The organism is Nocardiopsis oceanisediminis, from assembly GCF_048595525.1.
GTDB classification, from domain to species: Bacteria; Actinomycetota; Actinomycetes; order Streptosporangiales; family Streptosporangiaceae; genus Nocardiopsis_A; species Nocardiopsis_A oceanisediminis.
Window position 1 is genome coordinate 5,140,147 of record NZ_JAFMZJ010000001.1, and the last position, 16,294, is coordinate 5,156,440.

The 16,294-nt window shown below is 75.8% G+C and carries 11 protein-coding genes; 1 reads left to right on the top strand and 10 read right to left on the bottom strand.

What is annotated here, in order from left to right:
* Positions 1-72: 72 nt before the first annotated feature.
* The 6 genes from J0910_RS22480 to J0910_RS22505 all read right to left on the bottom strand — a co-directional run bounded on the left by J0910_RS22480 (position 73) and on the right by J0910_RS22505 (position 7,125).
* Positions 73-909: a shikimate dehydrogenase gene (locus J0910_RS22480; protein WP_420160519.1), complete on the bottom strand. Its 837-nt coding sequence runs from the start codon at positions 907-909 to the stop codon at positions 73-75.
* Entirely contained in the window at positions 909-3,074 is a 2,166-nt protein-coding gene (gene mltG, locus J0910_RS22485; protein ID WP_420160520.1) for an endolytic transglycosylase MltG, read from the bottom strand. Before mltG ends, J0910_RS22480 begins: the two co-directional genes overlap by 1 nt.
* On the bottom strand, positions 3,071-3,550 hold the full coding sequence (gene ruvX / locus J0910_RS22490; RefSeq protein ID WP_420160521.1) for a Holliday junction resolvase RuvX: 480 nt from the start codon (positions 3,548-3,550) through the stop codon (positions 3,071-3,073). Before ruvX ends, mltG begins: the two co-directional genes overlap by 4 nt.
* Before the next feature lie 187 nt (positions 3,551-3,737).
* Positions 3,738-6,407 (bottom strand): alanine--tRNA ligase, encoded by a 2,670-nt coding sequence (gene alaS, locus J0910_RS22495; RefSeq protein WP_420160522.1) that lies wholly within the window; start codon positions 6,405-6,407, stop codon positions 3,738-3,740.
* Positions 6,407-6,736 carry a DUF6167 family protein gene (locus J0910_RS22500; protein ID WP_420160523.1) on the bottom strand — a complete coding sequence of 110 codons (330 nt, stop codon included), beginning with the start codon at positions 6,734-6,736 and terminating at the stop codon, positions 6,407-6,409. Before J0910_RS22500 ends, alaS begins: the two co-directional genes overlap by 1 nt.
* Complete coding sequence (locus J0910_RS22505) at positions 6,733-7,125, bottom strand: DUF948 domain-containing protein (protein WP_420160524.1); 393 nt, start codon at positions 7,123-7,125, stop codon at positions 6,733-6,735. Before J0910_RS22505 ends, J0910_RS22500 begins: the two co-directional genes overlap by 4 nt.
* Positions 7,126-7,409: 284 nt before the next feature.
* On the opposite strand from J0910_RS22505, the gene J0910_RS22510 reads away from it, so the two are divergent.
* Positions 7,410-8,957, top strand: coding sequence for a protein kinase domain-containing protein (locus J0910_RS22510; protein WP_420160525.1), 1,548 nt, complete (start codon positions 7,410-7,412; stop codon positions 8,955-8,957).
* Between the two features lie 484 nt (positions 8,958-9,441).
* Here the strand turns inward: J0910_RS22510 and J0910_RS22515 are convergent, their stop codons facing one another.
* The 4 genes from J0910_RS22515 to J0910_RS22530 form a co-directional block, all read right to left on the bottom strand.
* Entirely contained in the window at positions 9,442-10,782 is a 1,341-nt protein-coding gene (locus J0910_RS22515) for a replication-associated recombination protein A (protein ID WP_420160526.1), read from the bottom strand.
* 343 nt (positions 10,783-11,125) lie between these two features.
* Complete coding sequence (locus tag J0910_RS22520) at positions 11,126-13,144, bottom strand: SpoIIE family protein phosphatase (RefSeq protein WP_420160527.1); 2,019 nt, start codon at positions 13,142-13,144, stop codon at positions 11,126-11,128.
* Between the two features lie 556 nt (positions 13,145-13,700).
* Positions 13,701-15,452, bottom strand: a complete 1,752-nt coding sequence (aspS, locus tag J0910_RS22525; RefSeq protein WP_420160528.1) for an aspartate--tRNA ligase — start codon at positions 15,450-15,452, stop codon at positions 13,701-13,703.
* A 107-nt stretch (positions 15,453-15,559) separates the two neighbouring features.
* Positions 15,560-16,252, bottom strand: a complete 693-nt coding sequence (locus tag J0910_RS22530) for an MBL fold metallo-hydrolase (protein WP_420160529.1) — start codon at positions 16,250-16,252, stop codon at positions 15,560-15,562.
* Positions 16,253-16,294 lie beyond the last annotated feature (42 nt).

Genomic DNA, 16,294 nt, shown 5'->3' on the forward strand with positions numbered 1-16,294 from the left:
CGGGTGGGAGGATCCGCCTCCGCTTACGCTTCCGGGCGCACGGTGACGCCCGGATCAGGTCAGGAACCCACTCTACCAGCTGTCCCGCAGTGCGCCGCGCCGCTCCAGCTCGGCCTCGCCCGCGGCCCGCATCGCCTCCACCGGGGCCCGGCCGCACCCGGTCATCAGCTCCACCTGCACCGCCGCCTGGTGCAGCAGCATCGGGAAGCCGCCGACCACGCCGCGCCCGGCGGCGCGCGCGGCGCGGGCCAGCACCGACGGCCACGGGCTGTAGACCACGTCGAACACGGCCGCGCCGGAGGCGGCGACCGCCGGCGCCCAGGCGTCCGCGGCGCCCGCGGGCAGCGTGGAGGCGACCAGGTCGACGCCGAGCCTCCGCTCGGCCTCGGCCAGCGGGGCCAGCTCCACCCGGGCGCCGGCCCGGCCGGCGGCCTCGGCCACCCCGGCCGCGCGGGCCGGATCGCGGGCGAGGACGGTGACCGACTCCGCGCCCATCCGGTGCAGCGCCGCGACCGCGGAGGCCGCGGTGGCGCCGCCGCCGAGCACCGCCGCGCTGCGCACCTCCCCCAGGCCGGCCTCGCCCAGCGCGCGGACGATGCCGGCCACGTCGGTGTTGTAGGCGTGCCGGCCGCCGTCCGCGAAGACCAGCGTGTTGGCCGCGCCGACCTCCCTGGAGGCCGCGTCCGCGGTGTCCGCGGCGGCCAGTGCCGCCTTCTTCAGCGGCATGGTCAGCGAGAGGCCGGCCCACTCCGGGCCGCAGCCGGCCAGGAAGCCGCCGAGCCCGGCCTCGTCGCACTCGACCGCGGTATAGCTCCACTCCCCCGCGATGCCCAGCGCGGCGTAGGCCGCGCCGTGCAGCACCGGGGAGAGCGAGTGGGCGATCGGCGAACCCAGCACCGCCGCGCGCATCATCCCCCCTGCCAGTTGTTCTGGAAGCGCTCCTTGAGCACCAGGAACTCCTCGTAGGTCTCGGCGAACTCGGTGGTGCCCTGCTCGGGGTCGGTGGCGACGAAGTACAGCCAGTCGCCGTCCGCCGGGTCCAGGGCCGCCTTCATCGCGTCCTCGCCAGGACTGACGATCGGGCCGGCCGGCAGCCCGGTGCGGCCGTAGGTGGCGTAGTCGCTCTCCTCCGCCTTGCACGCCGCCAGCTGGTCGTTGGTGAGCGCGATGCCGTGCTCGCCGATGACGTAGAAGCAGGTGCTGTCCATGCCGAGCTCCATGCCCTCCTCGAGGCGGTTGTAGACCACCGCCGCGATCTTGGGCATGTCCTCCACCGACCCGGTCTCGGCCTGGACGATCGCGGCGACGCTCATCACCTCGTTGGGCTCCAGGCCCACCTCGTCCGCCCGCTTCTCCAGGTCGATCTCGGGGTCCTCGGCGGCCTGGTCGAACCGGCGCACCATCATCCCCAGCACCTCCTCGGCCGTGTCGTCCGGCGAGAAGGTGTAGGTGTCGGGGAAGAGGTAGCCCTCGGCGCCCTCCTCGGCGTACTCGGGGAGCTTCAGCGCCCCGGTGTCCTCGTAGGCCGCCTCCAGCTCGTCCATCGGGATGCCGACCTCCTCGGAGAGCTGGGCGAGGATGGCGTCCGAGCGCTCGCCCTCCTTGATGGTCACCTTCACCCCGATCCGCGCCTCCGGGTCGAGCAGCAGCCCGACGGCGGCGTCCGCGCTCATCTCCGAGCGCATCAGGTAGGTGCCGGGGGTCGGGTGCGCGTCGGCGTCCAGCGCGTTGACGAACGCCCTGGAGCTGGCGACCACGCCGGCCTCCTCCAGGATGTCGCCGATCTGGGAGCCGGTGGCCCCGTCCGGGACGACCACCTCGACCTCGCCGGTCCCGGCGCCGTCGTAGTCGGCGGGCAGCAGGTAGGCGCGGGTGACGAAGCCGCCCGCGGCGACCACCACGAGCAGCGCGGCGCCGGCCGCGATCAGCGTCGTCCGCCGGCCGCCCCGCTTGCGGCCGCGGCCCGCGGAGCGCCGTCCGGAGGCCCGGCGTCCGCGCCGGGGCCGGTCCCCTCCGTCGCCGTCCTCCTCGTCGTCGGGGGGCTCCGGTGCCCCGGCGGCCGCGGCGGCCTCCTCGGCCTCCGGCTCCTCCGCCCGGTCCGGGGCGGCCCGGCGGCGGCGACGGCGCCGCGGAGCGGGCTCCTCGGCGGCGGGCTCCGCCTCCTCGGCCTCCTCGGGCTCCTCCGCCGCCCGGCGGCGCCGGCGCCGCCGCGGCGCCTCCTCCGCCTCCGGGAACTCCTCCTCCTGCACACCGGGGTAGGCCCCCTCCGGCACCGGGGCGGGCTCCGCGTCCCCGGGCTCCTCCGCCGCCCGGCGGCGCCGGCGGCGGCGCGGCGGCTCCTCCTCCGCCCGGTCCGGGGCGGTGCGGCGGCTCCTGCGCGGCCCGGGCTCCTCGGCCGCGGGCTCCTCGGCCTGCTCCGATCCGGCCCGGCGGCGGCCGCGCCGAGGGGGCTCCTCGGCCGGCTCCGCCCGGTTCTGCCTGCGCCGCACCGGGACCGAGTCGAAGTCGAGGGTGCGGTGGCGCACCGGCTCCTCGAAGGGGTCGGGGTGGTCGCCGGAGTCGCGCAGCGCGCCGAATCCCAGCGGGTCGGCCTCTTCGGCCGCGCGCCGGTGGCGGCGGCCGCGGGGGCGCCGCCCCTCCTCTTCGGGCGCGGCGGGGCGGACCGGTTCCCGGGCGTCCGGGTCGGTCTCGGGTTTCCGGCGGCGGCCGCGGCGCGGCGCGGCGCCGGAGGGATCGGTCCCGGAGGGGGGCGCGTCGGTGCGGGGCTGCGCCCCGGTGTCGGCGCGGCGGTGCCCTCCGGTGTCCGTGTACCGCCGGGCGCCGGTGTCGGTGCCGGGGGCGGACCACGGGTCGGTGAGCGGGTCCCCGGTGCGGGGCTGCGCTCCGGTGTCGTCCGCGCGGTGCCGGGAGCCCCGGCGCCCGGCGGGCCAGGGGTCGGTCAGCGGGTCGGCGGCCGGGGTCGGCCCGGTGAGCGGGTCGCCGGCCGGGCGCGTCTCGGGGCGCGGCTCCAGCCGCTCGCGCCGCCCCCGGTAGCGGCGGCCTCCGTAGCGGTCGTCCTGGTCGTCGCCGGTCATCGGTCCACCTCGACGATCTCGCCCGGCGGGCGCCCCGACGAGCGCTCGGCGTCCAGTGCGGCCTGCAGCAGCACGACCGCGGCGGCCTGGTCGATCACCGAGCGGCGGGCCTTGCCGCCCTTGGCGCCGCGGCGGCCGTAGGAGGCGCCCGCCTGCAGCTGCTGCTGCGCGGTGACGGTGGTCATCCGCTCGTCCACCAGGCGCACCGGGACGGGGTCCAGCCTCCGGGCGAGGAGGGCGGCGAACGCGCGGGCCTTGCGCGCGGCCGGGCCCTCCGCACCGGAGAGCGACGCCGGGAGGCCGACGACCACCTCGCGCGCCTCGCGCTCCAGTACCAGGGCGGTGATCCGGTCGACGTCGCCGGAGCCGCGCCGCACCGTCTCCACCGGGCTGGCGATGAGTCCGCTCGGGTCGCTGGCGGCGACGCCGATCCGGGCGTCTCCCGGGTCGACCGCGAGTCGTACGCCGTGCCTCAACGGCTCGGCTCCCCCATGCGGGTGCACGGGGTGGCGGGGGGAGCGGTCACGATCATTGTCCTTTCTCGGCTCGCGCCGCTGCAGGCGCTCGGGCGCCGCGCACCGAGGGCGCGGCAGCGGGCGCCGCGCGCCGGACGGGTCCGGCGCGCGGCGGGCGTCTTATGTCGCAGTCTGCCTCGGATCGGGGCTATGCGGAGGTCGCGACGCGCGCTTCGACCGCGCTCAGCGCGGCGTCCACGGCGCCGGCGTCGGTGCCGCCGCCCTGCGCCACGTCCGGCTTGCCGCCGCCACCGCCGCCGAGCTCGCGGGCGGCCACGCCGACCAGGTCGCCGGCCTTGAGGCCGCGCTGGTTGGCGGCCTTGTTCGCGGCGACCACCACGACCGGGCGGTCCTTGGGCACGCCGGCGACGGCGACCACCACGGGCCGGTCGGCGTCCAGCCGGCCGCGCACGTCCAGGGCGAGCCGGCGCAGGTCGTCGCCGGTGGCGCCGTCCTCGGCGCGGTGCACGACCAGCAGCGCCCCGGCGGTCTCCCGGGCGCCCGCGGCCAGGTCCGCGGCGGCCTGGAGGACGCGCTCGGCGCGCATCCGCTCGATCTCCTTCTCCGCGGCGCGGAGCCGGGAGACCATCGCCTCGATCCGCTCGGGGAGCTCCTCGCGCGGCGTCTTGAGCTGCTCGGAGAGCTGGCCGACCAGGAGGGACTCCTTGGAGAGCCGGCGGAAGGCGTCGATGCCGACGGCGGCCTCCACCCGGCGCACACCGGAGCCGATCGAGGACTCGCCGAGCAGCTTGACCACGCCGAGCTGGCCGGTGGCGCCGACGTGGGTGCCGCCGCACAGCTCGCGGGAGTAGTCGCTCATCTCGACGACCCGGACCCGGTCGCCGTACTTCTCGCCGAACATGGCCAGCGCGCCCATCTTGAGCGCCTCGTCCAGCGTGGTCTCGAAGTCGCGCACCTGGACGTCGCCGGCCAGGACGGTGTTGACCTCCTCTTCGACCTCGGCCAGCTCGGCCTCGCCGAGCGAGCGCTCGGCGGTGAAGTCGAAGCGGAGCCGGCCCGGCCGGTTCTCCGACCCGGCCTGCCCGGCGGAGGGGCCGAGCGCGTTGCGGAGCGCGGAGTGGATGAGGTGGGTCGCCGAGTGCGAGCGGGAGACCGAGGCGCGGCGGTCGGTGTCGATGGCCGCGCGGACGGAGTCGTCCACCACCAGCTCGCCGCTGCGCACCGTGCCGCGGTGCACGAACAGTCCGGGCAGCGGCTTCTGCACGTCGTCGACGTCGACGACGCCGCGGCCGTCGGCCTCGATCACGCCCTTGTCCGCGAGCTGGCCGCCGGACTCCCCGTAGAACGGGGTGCGGTCCAGCACGATCTCCACCTGCTCGCCGGTCCGGGCCGCGCCGACCGCCTCACCGTCCACGATCAGGCCGAGGACGCGCGCCTCGTTCTCGTGGTCGGTGTAGCCGAGGAACTCGGTGGCGCCGGAGGCGTCCAGCAGCCGCGCGTAGACGCCGATGTCGGCGTTGCCGAGCTTCTTGGCCTTGGCGTCGCGCTTGGCGGTCTCCTTCTGCCGGGTCATCAGCTCGGTGAAGGCGTTCTCGTCGACCTGGAGGCCCTGCTCGGCGGCCATCTCCAGGGTGAGGTCGATGGGGAAGCCGTAGGTGTCGTGCAGCTGGAAGGCGTCGGCGCCGGAGAAGGTGCCGCCGCCGGCCGCGCGGGTGCGCTCGGCGGCCCGGTTGAACAGGGCGGTGCCGGAGCGCAGGGTGTCGGCGAAGTTCTTCTCCTCGGTGTCGATGACGCCGAAGATGACCTGGGCCTTGTCCAGCAGGTCGGGGTAGATGTCCTTCATCGCGTCGATGCTGACCTCGGTCAGCTCGTGCAGGAAGGCGGCCTCGGTGCCGGAGAGCAGCCGCAGGTTGCGGATGGACCGGCGGAGGATGCGGCGCAGCACGTAGCCGGCCTTCTCGTTGCCGGGCCGGACCCCGTCGCCGACCAGCATCACCGCGCTGCGCACGTGGTCGGCGACCACCCGGAGCATGACGTCCTGCTGGGCGTCGTCCCCGTAGCGGGTGCCGGTGAGCTCGGCGGCCCGGTGCAGCACGCGCCCGATGATGTCGGTCTCGTAGATGTTGTCGACGCCCTGCAGGACCGCGGCGAGGCGCTCCAGGCCCAGGCCGGTGTCGATGTTCTTCTTCGGCAGCTCGCCGAGGATCGGGTAGTCCTTGCCGGACCCCTCCCCCCGCTCGTACTGCATGAAGACGAGGTTCCAGATCTCGATGTAGCGGTTCTCGTCGGCCTCCGGGCCGCCCTCGGCCCCGTACTCCGGGCCGCGGTCGTAGAAGATCTCCGAGCAGGGGCCGCAGGGGCCGGGGACCCCCATGTCCCAGTAGTTCTCCTCTTTGCCCATGCGCTGGATGCGCTCGGGGCGGACGCCGACCTCGTCCCGCCAGATCGCGGCGGCCTCGTCGTCGTCGAGGTAGACCGTGACCCACAGCCGGTCCGGGTCGATGCCGAAGCCGCCCTGCTCGACCGGGGTGGTGACCAGCTCCCAGGCCAGCGGGATGGCCCGCTCCTTGAAGTAGTCGCCGAAGGAGAAGTTGCCGAGCATCTGGAAGAAGGTGGCGTGCCGGGAGGTCTTGCCGACCTCCTCGATGTCCTTGGTCCGGATGCACTTCTGCACGCTGGTGGCGGTGGCGTGCGGGGGCGTGCGCTGCCCCAGGAAGTAGGGCTTGAACGGCACCATGCCGGCCGGGACCAGCAGCAGGGTGGGGTCCTCTGCGATCAGGCTCGCGGAGGGGACGACGGTGTGTCCGTTCTTCTCGAAGAATGCGAGGAAGCGGCGCGCGATTTCTGCCGTCTCCATCAGGGGCCGTCCTTCTTCTCGGGCGCGTCGTGGGCGCCGTGCGGTTCGATCAACGGCCGTGCCGGCCCTCCGGGGGGTGGGAGCGCGGGTCTGCCGTGGCTCTTCCGAGGAGCGGCGTAGAGGCGGCGCAGCTCGGCCTCCCGCTCCTCGGTGGCGGCGTGGACGTCCTCGTTGAACTCGCGCAGCGCGGCACGGTAGTCGGCGATCCGCCCCTCGACGCGGCCGGCGATGCCGTCCGGGCTCCACGCACGGGCCGTGCGGTTGAGCCTGTGGACAACATACCCGCCGAGGGCGGCACCTGCGACAAGATAAGCGAGCCTGCGGATCATCGCCGCTCTCTCCTCCTCCGGGTGCGCACCAGCGCGAGCGCCTTGCGCCGCCCCACGACCCGCCGCACCCCGTAGGAGAAGGAGGCGAGCTTCACCAGCGGCCCGGTCACCACCGAGCGGGTCAGCGCCGTCATGGTGGACAGGTCCTCGGTCGTGGTGGCCACGTTCGCGGTGATCTCCTCGACGCGCTCCAGCGAGGCGTCGGTGCGCTCGACCGTCGCGGCGACGTCGTCCAGCAGCGGCCGGGAGCGCTCGCCGAGCTCCCGGACCACCTTGGTGGTCTCGGAGAGCAGGCGGGTCAGCTTCACCAGGGCCACGCAGAGGAAGGCCACCAGGACGGTCCAGACCACCGCCGCGATGAGGGCGGCGAGCTCTCCTCCGGTCAGCATGCGGGCTCCCTAGGGCGGTTCAGGGGAGTTCGGGGAACGAACGGGGGCACGAGGGCGCACCCGGGATTCGGATATCCGAATGGGGACGACCCTATCGCGTCCGGCGGGGCCCCGCCCCGCTTCCCCGCCCCTGGGGCCCGGCCGGGCCCCAGGGGCGGGGCCGGGGCGCGGGGCGGCCCCGGTCCGGCCGGGCCCGCCGGGCCCGGGGCTCCCTTTCCGCCCGGTTCCTCTACCATTGCGCCGCGACCCCCTCGGGAACCACCCCACCGTCAGACAGGACCCCCATGAGCCGACGCTCCCAGCACGAGATGTCCGTCCTGGTACCGCCGAACATGGGCGGCCTCTCCTCGGGGGACCCGCGGCGCATCGGCCCCTACCTGGTCATCGGCCGGATCGGCGGCGGCGGGACGGGCACCGTCTACGCCGCGGTGGACCCGATGGGCGGGGAGGACCCGCTGGCCGCGGTGAAGGTGCTGACCTCCCCCGTGCTGGCCGACCCCGGCAGCCGCGCCCGGCTCCGCGAGCGGCTGCAGGCGGTGGCCGGGGCCGACGGCCGGATCTTCGTGCCCCCGGTGCGGCACGACGCCGACGCCGACCCCCCGTGGCTGGCGATGCCCTACATTTCGGGCATCCCCCTCGCCGCCTACATCCGCCGCCGCGGCCCGATGGGGAGCGGCCGGCTGCTGGCGCTGGCCGCCGGCCTCGCCGAGGGGCTGCTGGCGCTGCACCGGAACGGCGTGGCCCACGGCGACCTGAAGCCGGGCTGCGTGCTCATCGGCGCGAGCGGACCGCGCATCCTGGACTGCGCGCTGCCCGGCGACGAGGAGCACCTGCGGCGCACCGCGGGCGTCTGGCTCAGCCCGGAGCGGCACCGGGGCACCGAGCCCTCCCCCGCGGCCGACGTGTTCTCCTGGGGCGCGGTGATGGCCTTCGCCGCCACCGGCCGGCTCCCGTTCGGCCTGGGCGAGCCGGAGGAGCTGGCCCGGCGGGTGCAGGAGGAGGAGCCGGTGCTGGACGGCGCCCCGGCGTCGCTGGTGCCGCTGCTGCAGCGGACGCTGGACAAGGACCCGGAGCGGCGGCCGTCGGTGCGCGAGCTGATGGGCGCGGCGATCGCGGTCTGGGAGGAGGAGGACCGGGCCGACGCCGCGAGCGGGGTCAAGGGCACCGCGATCACCAAGGTGCTCTCCCGGGAGTGGCAGGGCGTGGTGGAGCCGGCCCGGCTCCCCCGGGTGATCCACCTGGACGAGGGCGGGATGCGCCCCCGCGGCCGGACGCCGCTGCTGGTCGGCGCGGCCGCCCTGGCGCTGGTGCTGGTCGGCGGGGGCGCCTGGGCGGCGCTGTCCGCGCTCGGCGGCGGCTCCGCACCGCCCGAGGGGGCCGGGGGCGCCTCGGCCTCACCGTCCGCCTCCCCCGCCGAGGAGGAGCCCCGGGTGGAGACGGTCCGCTTCGACCCCGCGGCGCAGCGGAACCCGGTGGACGGCCCGTGGACGTTCACCCCGGTGCGGCAGGCCGAGGGCATGGAGCCGCCGGAGGGGGTGCTGCTCTCCCCGGACACCTGGAGCGGCTACTGGACCGACGCGGGGTCCGAGCCGGAGGAGGCGGTGATCGCCGAGGACGCCGAGGTGCTGTGCGCGAACTTCTGCCGGCCGGGCCCCGGGCACATCGAGGACGGCCGCGGCACCTACGAGATGACCGGCCGGGACTTCATCGACTACCTGGGCTGGGGCCGGGTGGTCATCGCCGAGGTGGAGATCGCCCCGGGCGAGGGCGGCGACCCGGAGATCACCCGGATCACCGAACTCTTCCCCGACCCGGCGGCACCGGCGAACTGACCCGGGCCGCCGCCCCGGCGGAGGCGCGCCCGCCTCCCGGAAAGGCCCCGGGGCGGCCGCTGCAGCGGTCGCCTCAGCGGCGCGGACGGCACGGCCTCTTCCCCCGCGGCACCGCGCCCCGCCCCGGCCGCCCGAAGGCGACGGGAAAGCGCTGCGCCCCCGCGGGGACGGAGCCGCCGGTGCGCCCGAGCCCCTGCGGCCGGGCAGAGCGCCGCGCAACGGGGCGGCCGGCGCGGCCGGGCCTCTTCCCGGAGGCGCCCTGCCCGCCCGGCCGCCTCGGAGCGCTGCGGCGGGGCCGGGGCGCCCCTCCCCGCCGGCCCCGGGAGGCCGTGCGGGCGGGCGCCTCCGCCTCGCACCGGCCGGTGACCGGCCCTGCCCCCGTACGTCCGGGGGCCGGGCGGCGGGAGACCGCCCCGGGGGCGCCGGGGCGGCGGCTCCCCGCCGCGCGGCCGGAGGAGTCCGCCGCTCTCTCGTGCGGGTGCGGCTAGGAGGGCTCCGGCCCGGCCTCGCGGCGGCGCTGGACCTCCTTGATCCGCTGCAGGACCTCGCCGTAGCGGCGCTCCGCGCCGTGGGCGGTGGGACGGTAGTAGTCCCGGCCGTCCAGGCCGTCCGGGGCGTACTGCTGGGCGACGACCCCGCCGGGGAAGTCGTGCGCGTACCGGTAGCCCTTGCCGTGGCCGAGCGACTCGGCGCCCTTGTAGTGGCCGTCGCGCAGGTGGAGCGGGACCGGGCCGGCCCGGCCGGCGCGCACGTCGGACAGGGCCTCGTCGATGGCGGTGATCACCGCGTTGGACTTCGGGGCCAGGGCGATGTGCAGCACCGCCTGGGCGAGGTTGATCCGCGCCTCGGGCAGGCCGATCAGGTCCACCGCCTGGGCCGCGGCGACCGCCGCCTGCAGCGCGCCCGGGTCGGCCAGGCCGACGTCCTCGCTGGCGTGCACCACGATCCGGCGGGCGATGAACCGGGGGTCCTCGCCCGCCTCGATCATCCGGGCCAGGTAGTGCAGGGCCGCGTCCGGGTCGCTGCCGCGCATGCTCTTGATGAACGCGCTGACCACGTCGTAGTGCTGGTCCCCGGAGCGGTCGTAGCGGACCGCGTGCCGGTCGACGGCGCGCTCCAGGTCGGCCAGGGTGATCTCGGAGCGGCCGCCGGCCACCAGCGAGGCGGCCTCCAGGTAGGTGAGCGACCGGCGGGCGTCGCCGCCGGCCAGCCGGACCAGGTGCTCCTCCGCCTCGGCGGCCAGGGTGTGCCGGCCGGCCAGGCCGCGCTCGTCGGTGAGCGCCCGGTGCAGCACGCCGCGGACGTCCTCGTCGTCCAGCGACTCCAGGGTGAGCAGCAGCGAGCGGGAGAGCAGCGGGCTGACCACGGAGAAGAACGGGTTCTCGGTGGTGGCGCCGATGAAGCTGACCCAGCGGTTCTCCACCGCGGGCAGCAGCGCGTCCTGCTGGGTCTTGCTGAACCGGTGCACCTCGTCGACGAAGAGCAGGGTGCGGGTGCCGTGCATGCCCATCCGCCGCTTGGCCTCGTCGATGACCCCGCGGACGTCCTTCACCCCGGCGCTGACCGCGGACAGCTCGACGAACCGCCGGTCGGTGGCCCGGCTGACCACGGTGGCCAGGGTGGTCTTGCCGGTCCCCGGCGGCCCCCAGAGGAAGAGCGACATCGGGGCGTCGTCCTCGACCAGGCGGCGCAGCGGGCTCCCGGCGCCGAGCAGGTGGCGCTGGCCGGCGACCTCGTCGAGGGTGTGCGGGCGCATCCGCACCGCGAGCGGCTCCTGCCCCCGCTGGGCTTCGGCCCCGGCGTCGTCGAACAGTGTTTCGGACACGGCTCCACAGTACCGGCGCCGCGGCCGGGCGGCCGCCGGTCGGCGCGGACGGGTGCGGGCCGGACGGATGCGGGCCGGACCGGCTCGGTCCAGCCGGGCCGGCGGGAGGGGCGGCCGACCGGGCCGGGCAGGCGCGGACCGGGCCGGGCGGGCGCGGACCGGGCCGGGCGGGCGCGGACCGGGCCGGGCGGGCGCGGACCGGGCCGGGCGGAGCCGAACCGGCTCAGTCCAACCGGGTCGGCGGGAAGGACCGCCGACCGGGCGCGGGCCGGGCCGGTGCGGTGCGGGCGGGCGCGGGCCGGGCCGGGCCGGGCCGGTGCAGTCCGGGCGGGCGCGGGCCGGCTCAGTCCAGCCGGGCGAGCAGGATGGCGATGTCGTCGCTGCGGCCCGCCGGGGCGAGCGCGGCCAGGGAGGTGGCGGCGGCGTGCACGTCGGGGGCCATGGTGTGCAGCGCGTCGCCGACCGCGGCGATCCCGTCGTCCATCGCGACCTCGGAGCTCTCCACCAGCCCGTCGGAGCACATCAGCAGGGTCTCCCCCGGGTTGAGCACCCGGGTGGTGACGGCGTACTTGCTGTCGCCGTCCACCCCGACCGGAGGGCCGGTCTCCGGTTCCCAGACCAGGTAGCCCTCCTCGGTGGCGATGACCGCCGGCGGCTGGCCCGCCCAGGCGGCCTGCATCTGCCCGGTCTCCAGGTCCAGCACCAGGTAGCCGCAGGTGGCGAAGACGATCTCGCCGGTCTCGGTGAGCAGCCGGTTGGTCTCGGCCAGCACCACGCCGGGGTCGATCTGGGTGGTGGCGTAGGCGCGGAAGGCCACCCGGATCTGGCCCATGGCCGCGGCGGCCTCCACCCCGTGGCCCTGCACGTCGCCGACGACCAGGCCCACCCGCCGCTCGGGCAGCCGGATCACGTCGTAGAAGTCCCCGCAGACCCGCCAGCCCGCGCGGGCCGGCAGGTAGCGCACCGCGATGTCGATCCCGGAGACCTCGGGGATCTGCGGCGGCAGCATGCGCCGCTGCACCTCGTCGGCGAGCTCCAGTTCGGCCTGCTGGCGCTGGACCCGCTGCAGGGCCTGGCCGGCCAGGCCGGCGAGGGTGAGCATCAGCGCCCGCTCGTCCGGGGTGGCGTGGTGCGGCTGGTTCCAGGCGACCTGCCAGACGCCCAGCGCCACCCGGCGGTCGCCGAAGATCGGCACAGTGGCCCAGGACTGGGCGCTGGTGTGGGCGAGGATCCCGGCGACGGCGGGGAACCGCTCCAGGATCTCCGCACGGCTCTCGAAGAAGCGCGGCTGGCGGTCCTGGACCACCGCGCCCATCGGGTAGGAGGTGTCGGAGGCGTCGCGGCCGTCGATCATCGGCGCGGTCCCGGTGTGCTGGGCGCTGCTCGGGTAGGAGCGGAGCAGGCCGTCCTCGACCAGCATCACCCCGGCGGCGCTGCCGCCGAAGATCGGCACGAACTCCTCGGCGAGCAGCCCGGTGACCTCGTCCACGGTGGTGGCCGAGACCAGTTTGGCGGCCAGTTCGGTGACCTGCCGGCCCTGTGCGGCCTCGATCCGGCGCCGGTCGGCGAGCCTGCGGATGAGCTGGACGTGCTCGGTGACGTCGTCGATGACCCCGACCAGGCGGGCGTCCTCGGAGCCGCCGATGAACCGGGCCTTGGCGTGCAGCACCCGCTCGTCGCCGAACCGGTCGGTCATCCGGAACCGCTGCTCGTAGTCGCGGCCCTGCTTGGAGGCCTCCATCGCGTCGCGCACCCGGGCGATGTCGTCCCGGTGCACCCGGGCCAGGCAGTCCTCCAGGCTGCGGGCGTCCCCGGTGAGCGTCCGGCCCAGCGGCGAGGGGCCGAACAGCTCGCGGAGCCGCCCGGTGCGCAGGTCCAGGCTCCACAGCGCGGTGTCGGAGCCGGCGGTGCGCAGCTCGGTGATGGCGCGGAGCACCTCCTCGTCGCGCATCGCCTCCTGGAGCATGACCACCGCGGCGGGGCCCTCCGAGCCGTTCCCGGGCAGGGCGCGGCCGCGCACCGCCATCCGGCGGCGCTCGCCGTCGACGCCGAGCAGGGCGAGGGTGCGCGGCCGGGGCTCGGTCTGCTCGAAGGCGTCGCGGTGCAGGTCCCAGCCGCGGCCGCAGTCGGCCTCGGTGAGCAGGTCCGGCCAGGTGCGGCCGGACAGCTCCGCCTCGGAGCGCCCGGTCAGCGCGGTGAGCGCCCGGTTGGCCAGCAGGATGGAGCCGGACCGGTCGACCACCGCCATCGCGGCGGGCGCACCGTCGAAGGCCGCGGCGACCGTCCGGTCGGCGCCGCGCTCGTCCTGGCGGGCGGCCGGCGGCTCTGCGCGCCCCTCCGCTGAGCCGGTTGTGCGGTTCACGAGTTGTTTCAATCCCTGCTGTCGATCCGACGCGTATGCCGAACCGGCGTCCTCCCGTCGAGCTTCCGATTCGGCCCAGTTTAGCGAGGGGTACCCCCTCCGCGGGTAGTGGAAAGCGCCCCTTCCGCGACCGGTGTGCGGCGCCGCCTCCGGGAATGGCGGGCGGCGCCGGGACGCGGAGGGGCGTGGTGCCCGCGGCCGTCCGCGGCGCCCCGCCGTTCCCCTCGTGCACCGGCGGCGGCGCCCTCCCCGCGGATCCGCGGTCCGGCACCACCGTATGCGACCGGGGCCGTTCCACGCCTCCCCCACCGCTCGCGCCGAGTCGCCCCGATCGCCGAGAACCGGATTCCGGAGTGGAAAACACCCGGGAGAACGGCCGAAACCGGACGTGTCGCGACCGATTCCGTCGCCGTTCCGCTATTCCCCGCGCCGCTCCCGAAATTGCCGAACTACCATCCCTGAATCGGACTTTTAACCAGAAATGGAAAACCGGGGCCGCCGTCGGCGGCCCCGGTCGGTGCGCTCCGGAGGGCCGCCGCGCGGCGGCCCGGGAGGGCTACTCCTTCTTCTCCCCGGCGTCCTGCTCGGGGTCGTGGTCGATGCCGGCCTCGGCGCGCTGCGCCGGGGTGATCGGCGTCGGCGCGCCGGTCAGCGGGTCGCCGCCGGAGGCCGTCTTGGGGAACGCGATGACGTCGCGGATCGACTCGCCGCCGGTGAGCAGGGTGATGATGCGGTCCCAGCCGAAGGCGATGCCGCCGTGCGGGGGCGGGCCGAAGGCGAAGGCGTCCAGCAGGAAGCCGAACTTGGACCGGGCCTCCTCCGGGCTGATGCCCAGGGTGGTGAAGACCCGCTCCTGCACCTCGGGGCGGTGGATGCGGATCGAGCCGCCGCCGATCTCCGAGCCGTTGCAGACCATGTCGTAGGCGTAGGCCAGCGCGTTGCCCGGGTCCTTGTCGAACTCCTCGGCCCACTCCGGCTTGGGGCCGGTGAACGGGTGGTGCACCGAGGTCCAGCCGCCCTCGCCGTCCTCCTCGAACATCGGGGCGTCGACCACCCACAGGAAGGACCACTGCGACTCGTCGATCAGGTCGAGCCGGCGGCCGATCTCCAGCCGGGCCGCGCCGAGCAGCTCCTGGGAGGCGCGGCGCTCGCCGGCCGCGAAGAAGACCGCGTCGCCGGGCTCGGCGCCGACCTTGCCGGCCAGCCCGGACCGCTCGGCCTCGGAGAGGTTCTTGGCGACCGGGCCGCCCAGCGAGCCGTCCGGCTGCACCAGCACGTAGGCCAGGCCCCTGGCGCCGCGCGCCTTGGCCCAGTCCTGCCAGCCGTCGAGCTCGCGGCGGGTCTGCGAGGCGCCGCCGGGCATCACCACCGCGCCCACGTAGGGCGCCTGGAAGACCCGGAAGGAGGTGTCGGCGAAGAAGTCGGTCAGCTCGGTGAGCTCCACCCCGAACCGGAGGTCCGGCTTGTCCGAGCCGTAGCGGGACATCGCCTCGGCGAACGGCATCCGGGGCAGCGGCAGCGGGACCTCGTAGCCCAGCACCTCGCTCCAGAGCCGGGAGACGATCCGCTCGCCGACGGCGATGACGTCCTCCTGGTCGACGAAGCTCATCTCGATGTCGATCTGGGTGAACTCCGGCTGCCGGTCGGCGCGGAAGTCCTCGTCGCGGAAGCAGCGCGCGATCTGGTAGTACCGCTCCAGCCCGCCGACCATGAGCAGCTGCTTGAACAGCTGGGGCGACTGGGGCAGCGCGTACCAGTTGCCGGGCTGCAGCCGCACCGGGACCAGGAAGTCGCGGGCGCCCTCCGGGGTGGAGCGGGTCAGGTAGGGCGTCTCCACGTTGGTGAAGTCCAGCTCCCGCATGACGTCGTGCACCGTGTAGGTGGCCGTGGAGCGGACGCGCAGCGCGTCGGCCAGCTCGGGGCGGCGCATGTCCAGGTAGCGGTAGCGCAGCCGGGTCTCCTCGGCGATCTCCTGCGAGCCGTCCAGCGGGAACGGCAGCGGCGCCGCCGGGCTGAGCACCTCGGTCTCCGAGGCGGTGACCTCGACCGCGCCGGTGGGGATCTCCGGGTTCTCGTTGCCCTCCGGGCGGATCCGCACCGAACCGGTGACCTTGATGCAGTACTCGGCCCGCAGGTCGTGGGCGAGGTCGTCCTCGCGGACCACGACCTGGACGACGCCGGAGGCGTCGCGCAGGTCGAGGAAGACCACGCCGCCGTGGTCGCGGCGGCGGGCCACCCATCCGGCGAGGACGACGGTCTCGTCTGCATGCTCGGCGCGGAGCGCGCCGGCGTCATGCGTGCGGATCAACGGGGTTCTCCTTGATCTGGGATCTATCGGCGGCGAAGGGCCGCGGCGACGGCCCTTCCATCATGCCTGACGTGCACGGGGACCCGGTCCGCCGGTGGGCGGGCCGGTCAGCGGCCGCCGCTATCTCGGACGTCGCGCAGGAACGGGTTGGTCGCCCGCTCCCGGCCGATGGTGGTGCGCGGGCCGTGCCCGGGGAGCACCTCGGTCTCGTCCGGCCTGCTCAGGCAGGTGCGCTCCAGGCTGCGCAGGATCTCGGCGTGGTCGCCGCCGGGGAAGTCGGTGCGGCCGATGGAGCCGGCGAACAGCAGGTCCCCGGTGAACAGCACGTCGGGCTCGCCGTCCCCGGTCTCCAGGGCGTAGGCGACCGAGCCGGGGGTGTGCCCGGGGGCGTGGTGCACGGTGACCGGCAGCCCCGCGTGGTCGGTCCGGAGGCCGTCGGAGGCCTCGGCCAGCCGCTTCGGCTCGCCCGGGGCGCCGCCCGGGATGAGCGCGGACAGCTGCGCGGCCAGCGCCGGGTCGAGCCCGGCGGCCGGGTCGGTGAGCAGGGCCCGGTCGGCCGGGTGCAGCAGGACGGGCACGTCGTAGGCGTCGCCCACCTGCGCGGCCGACCAGACGTGGTCGAAGTGGCCGTGGGTGAGCAGCACCGCCGCCGGGGTGAGCCGGTGCTCGGCGAGCAGCGCCTCCAGCGGTTCGGCGGCCTGCTGCCCGGGGTCGACGACGACGCACTCGGCCCCCGCCGCGGGCGCGGCCACATAGCAGTTCGCGGCGAGCGGGCCGGCGGGGAAGGCGGCGATGAGCACGATGGTCGGCGACCTCGCTTCCGGGTGTCCTCACTGGGTTGT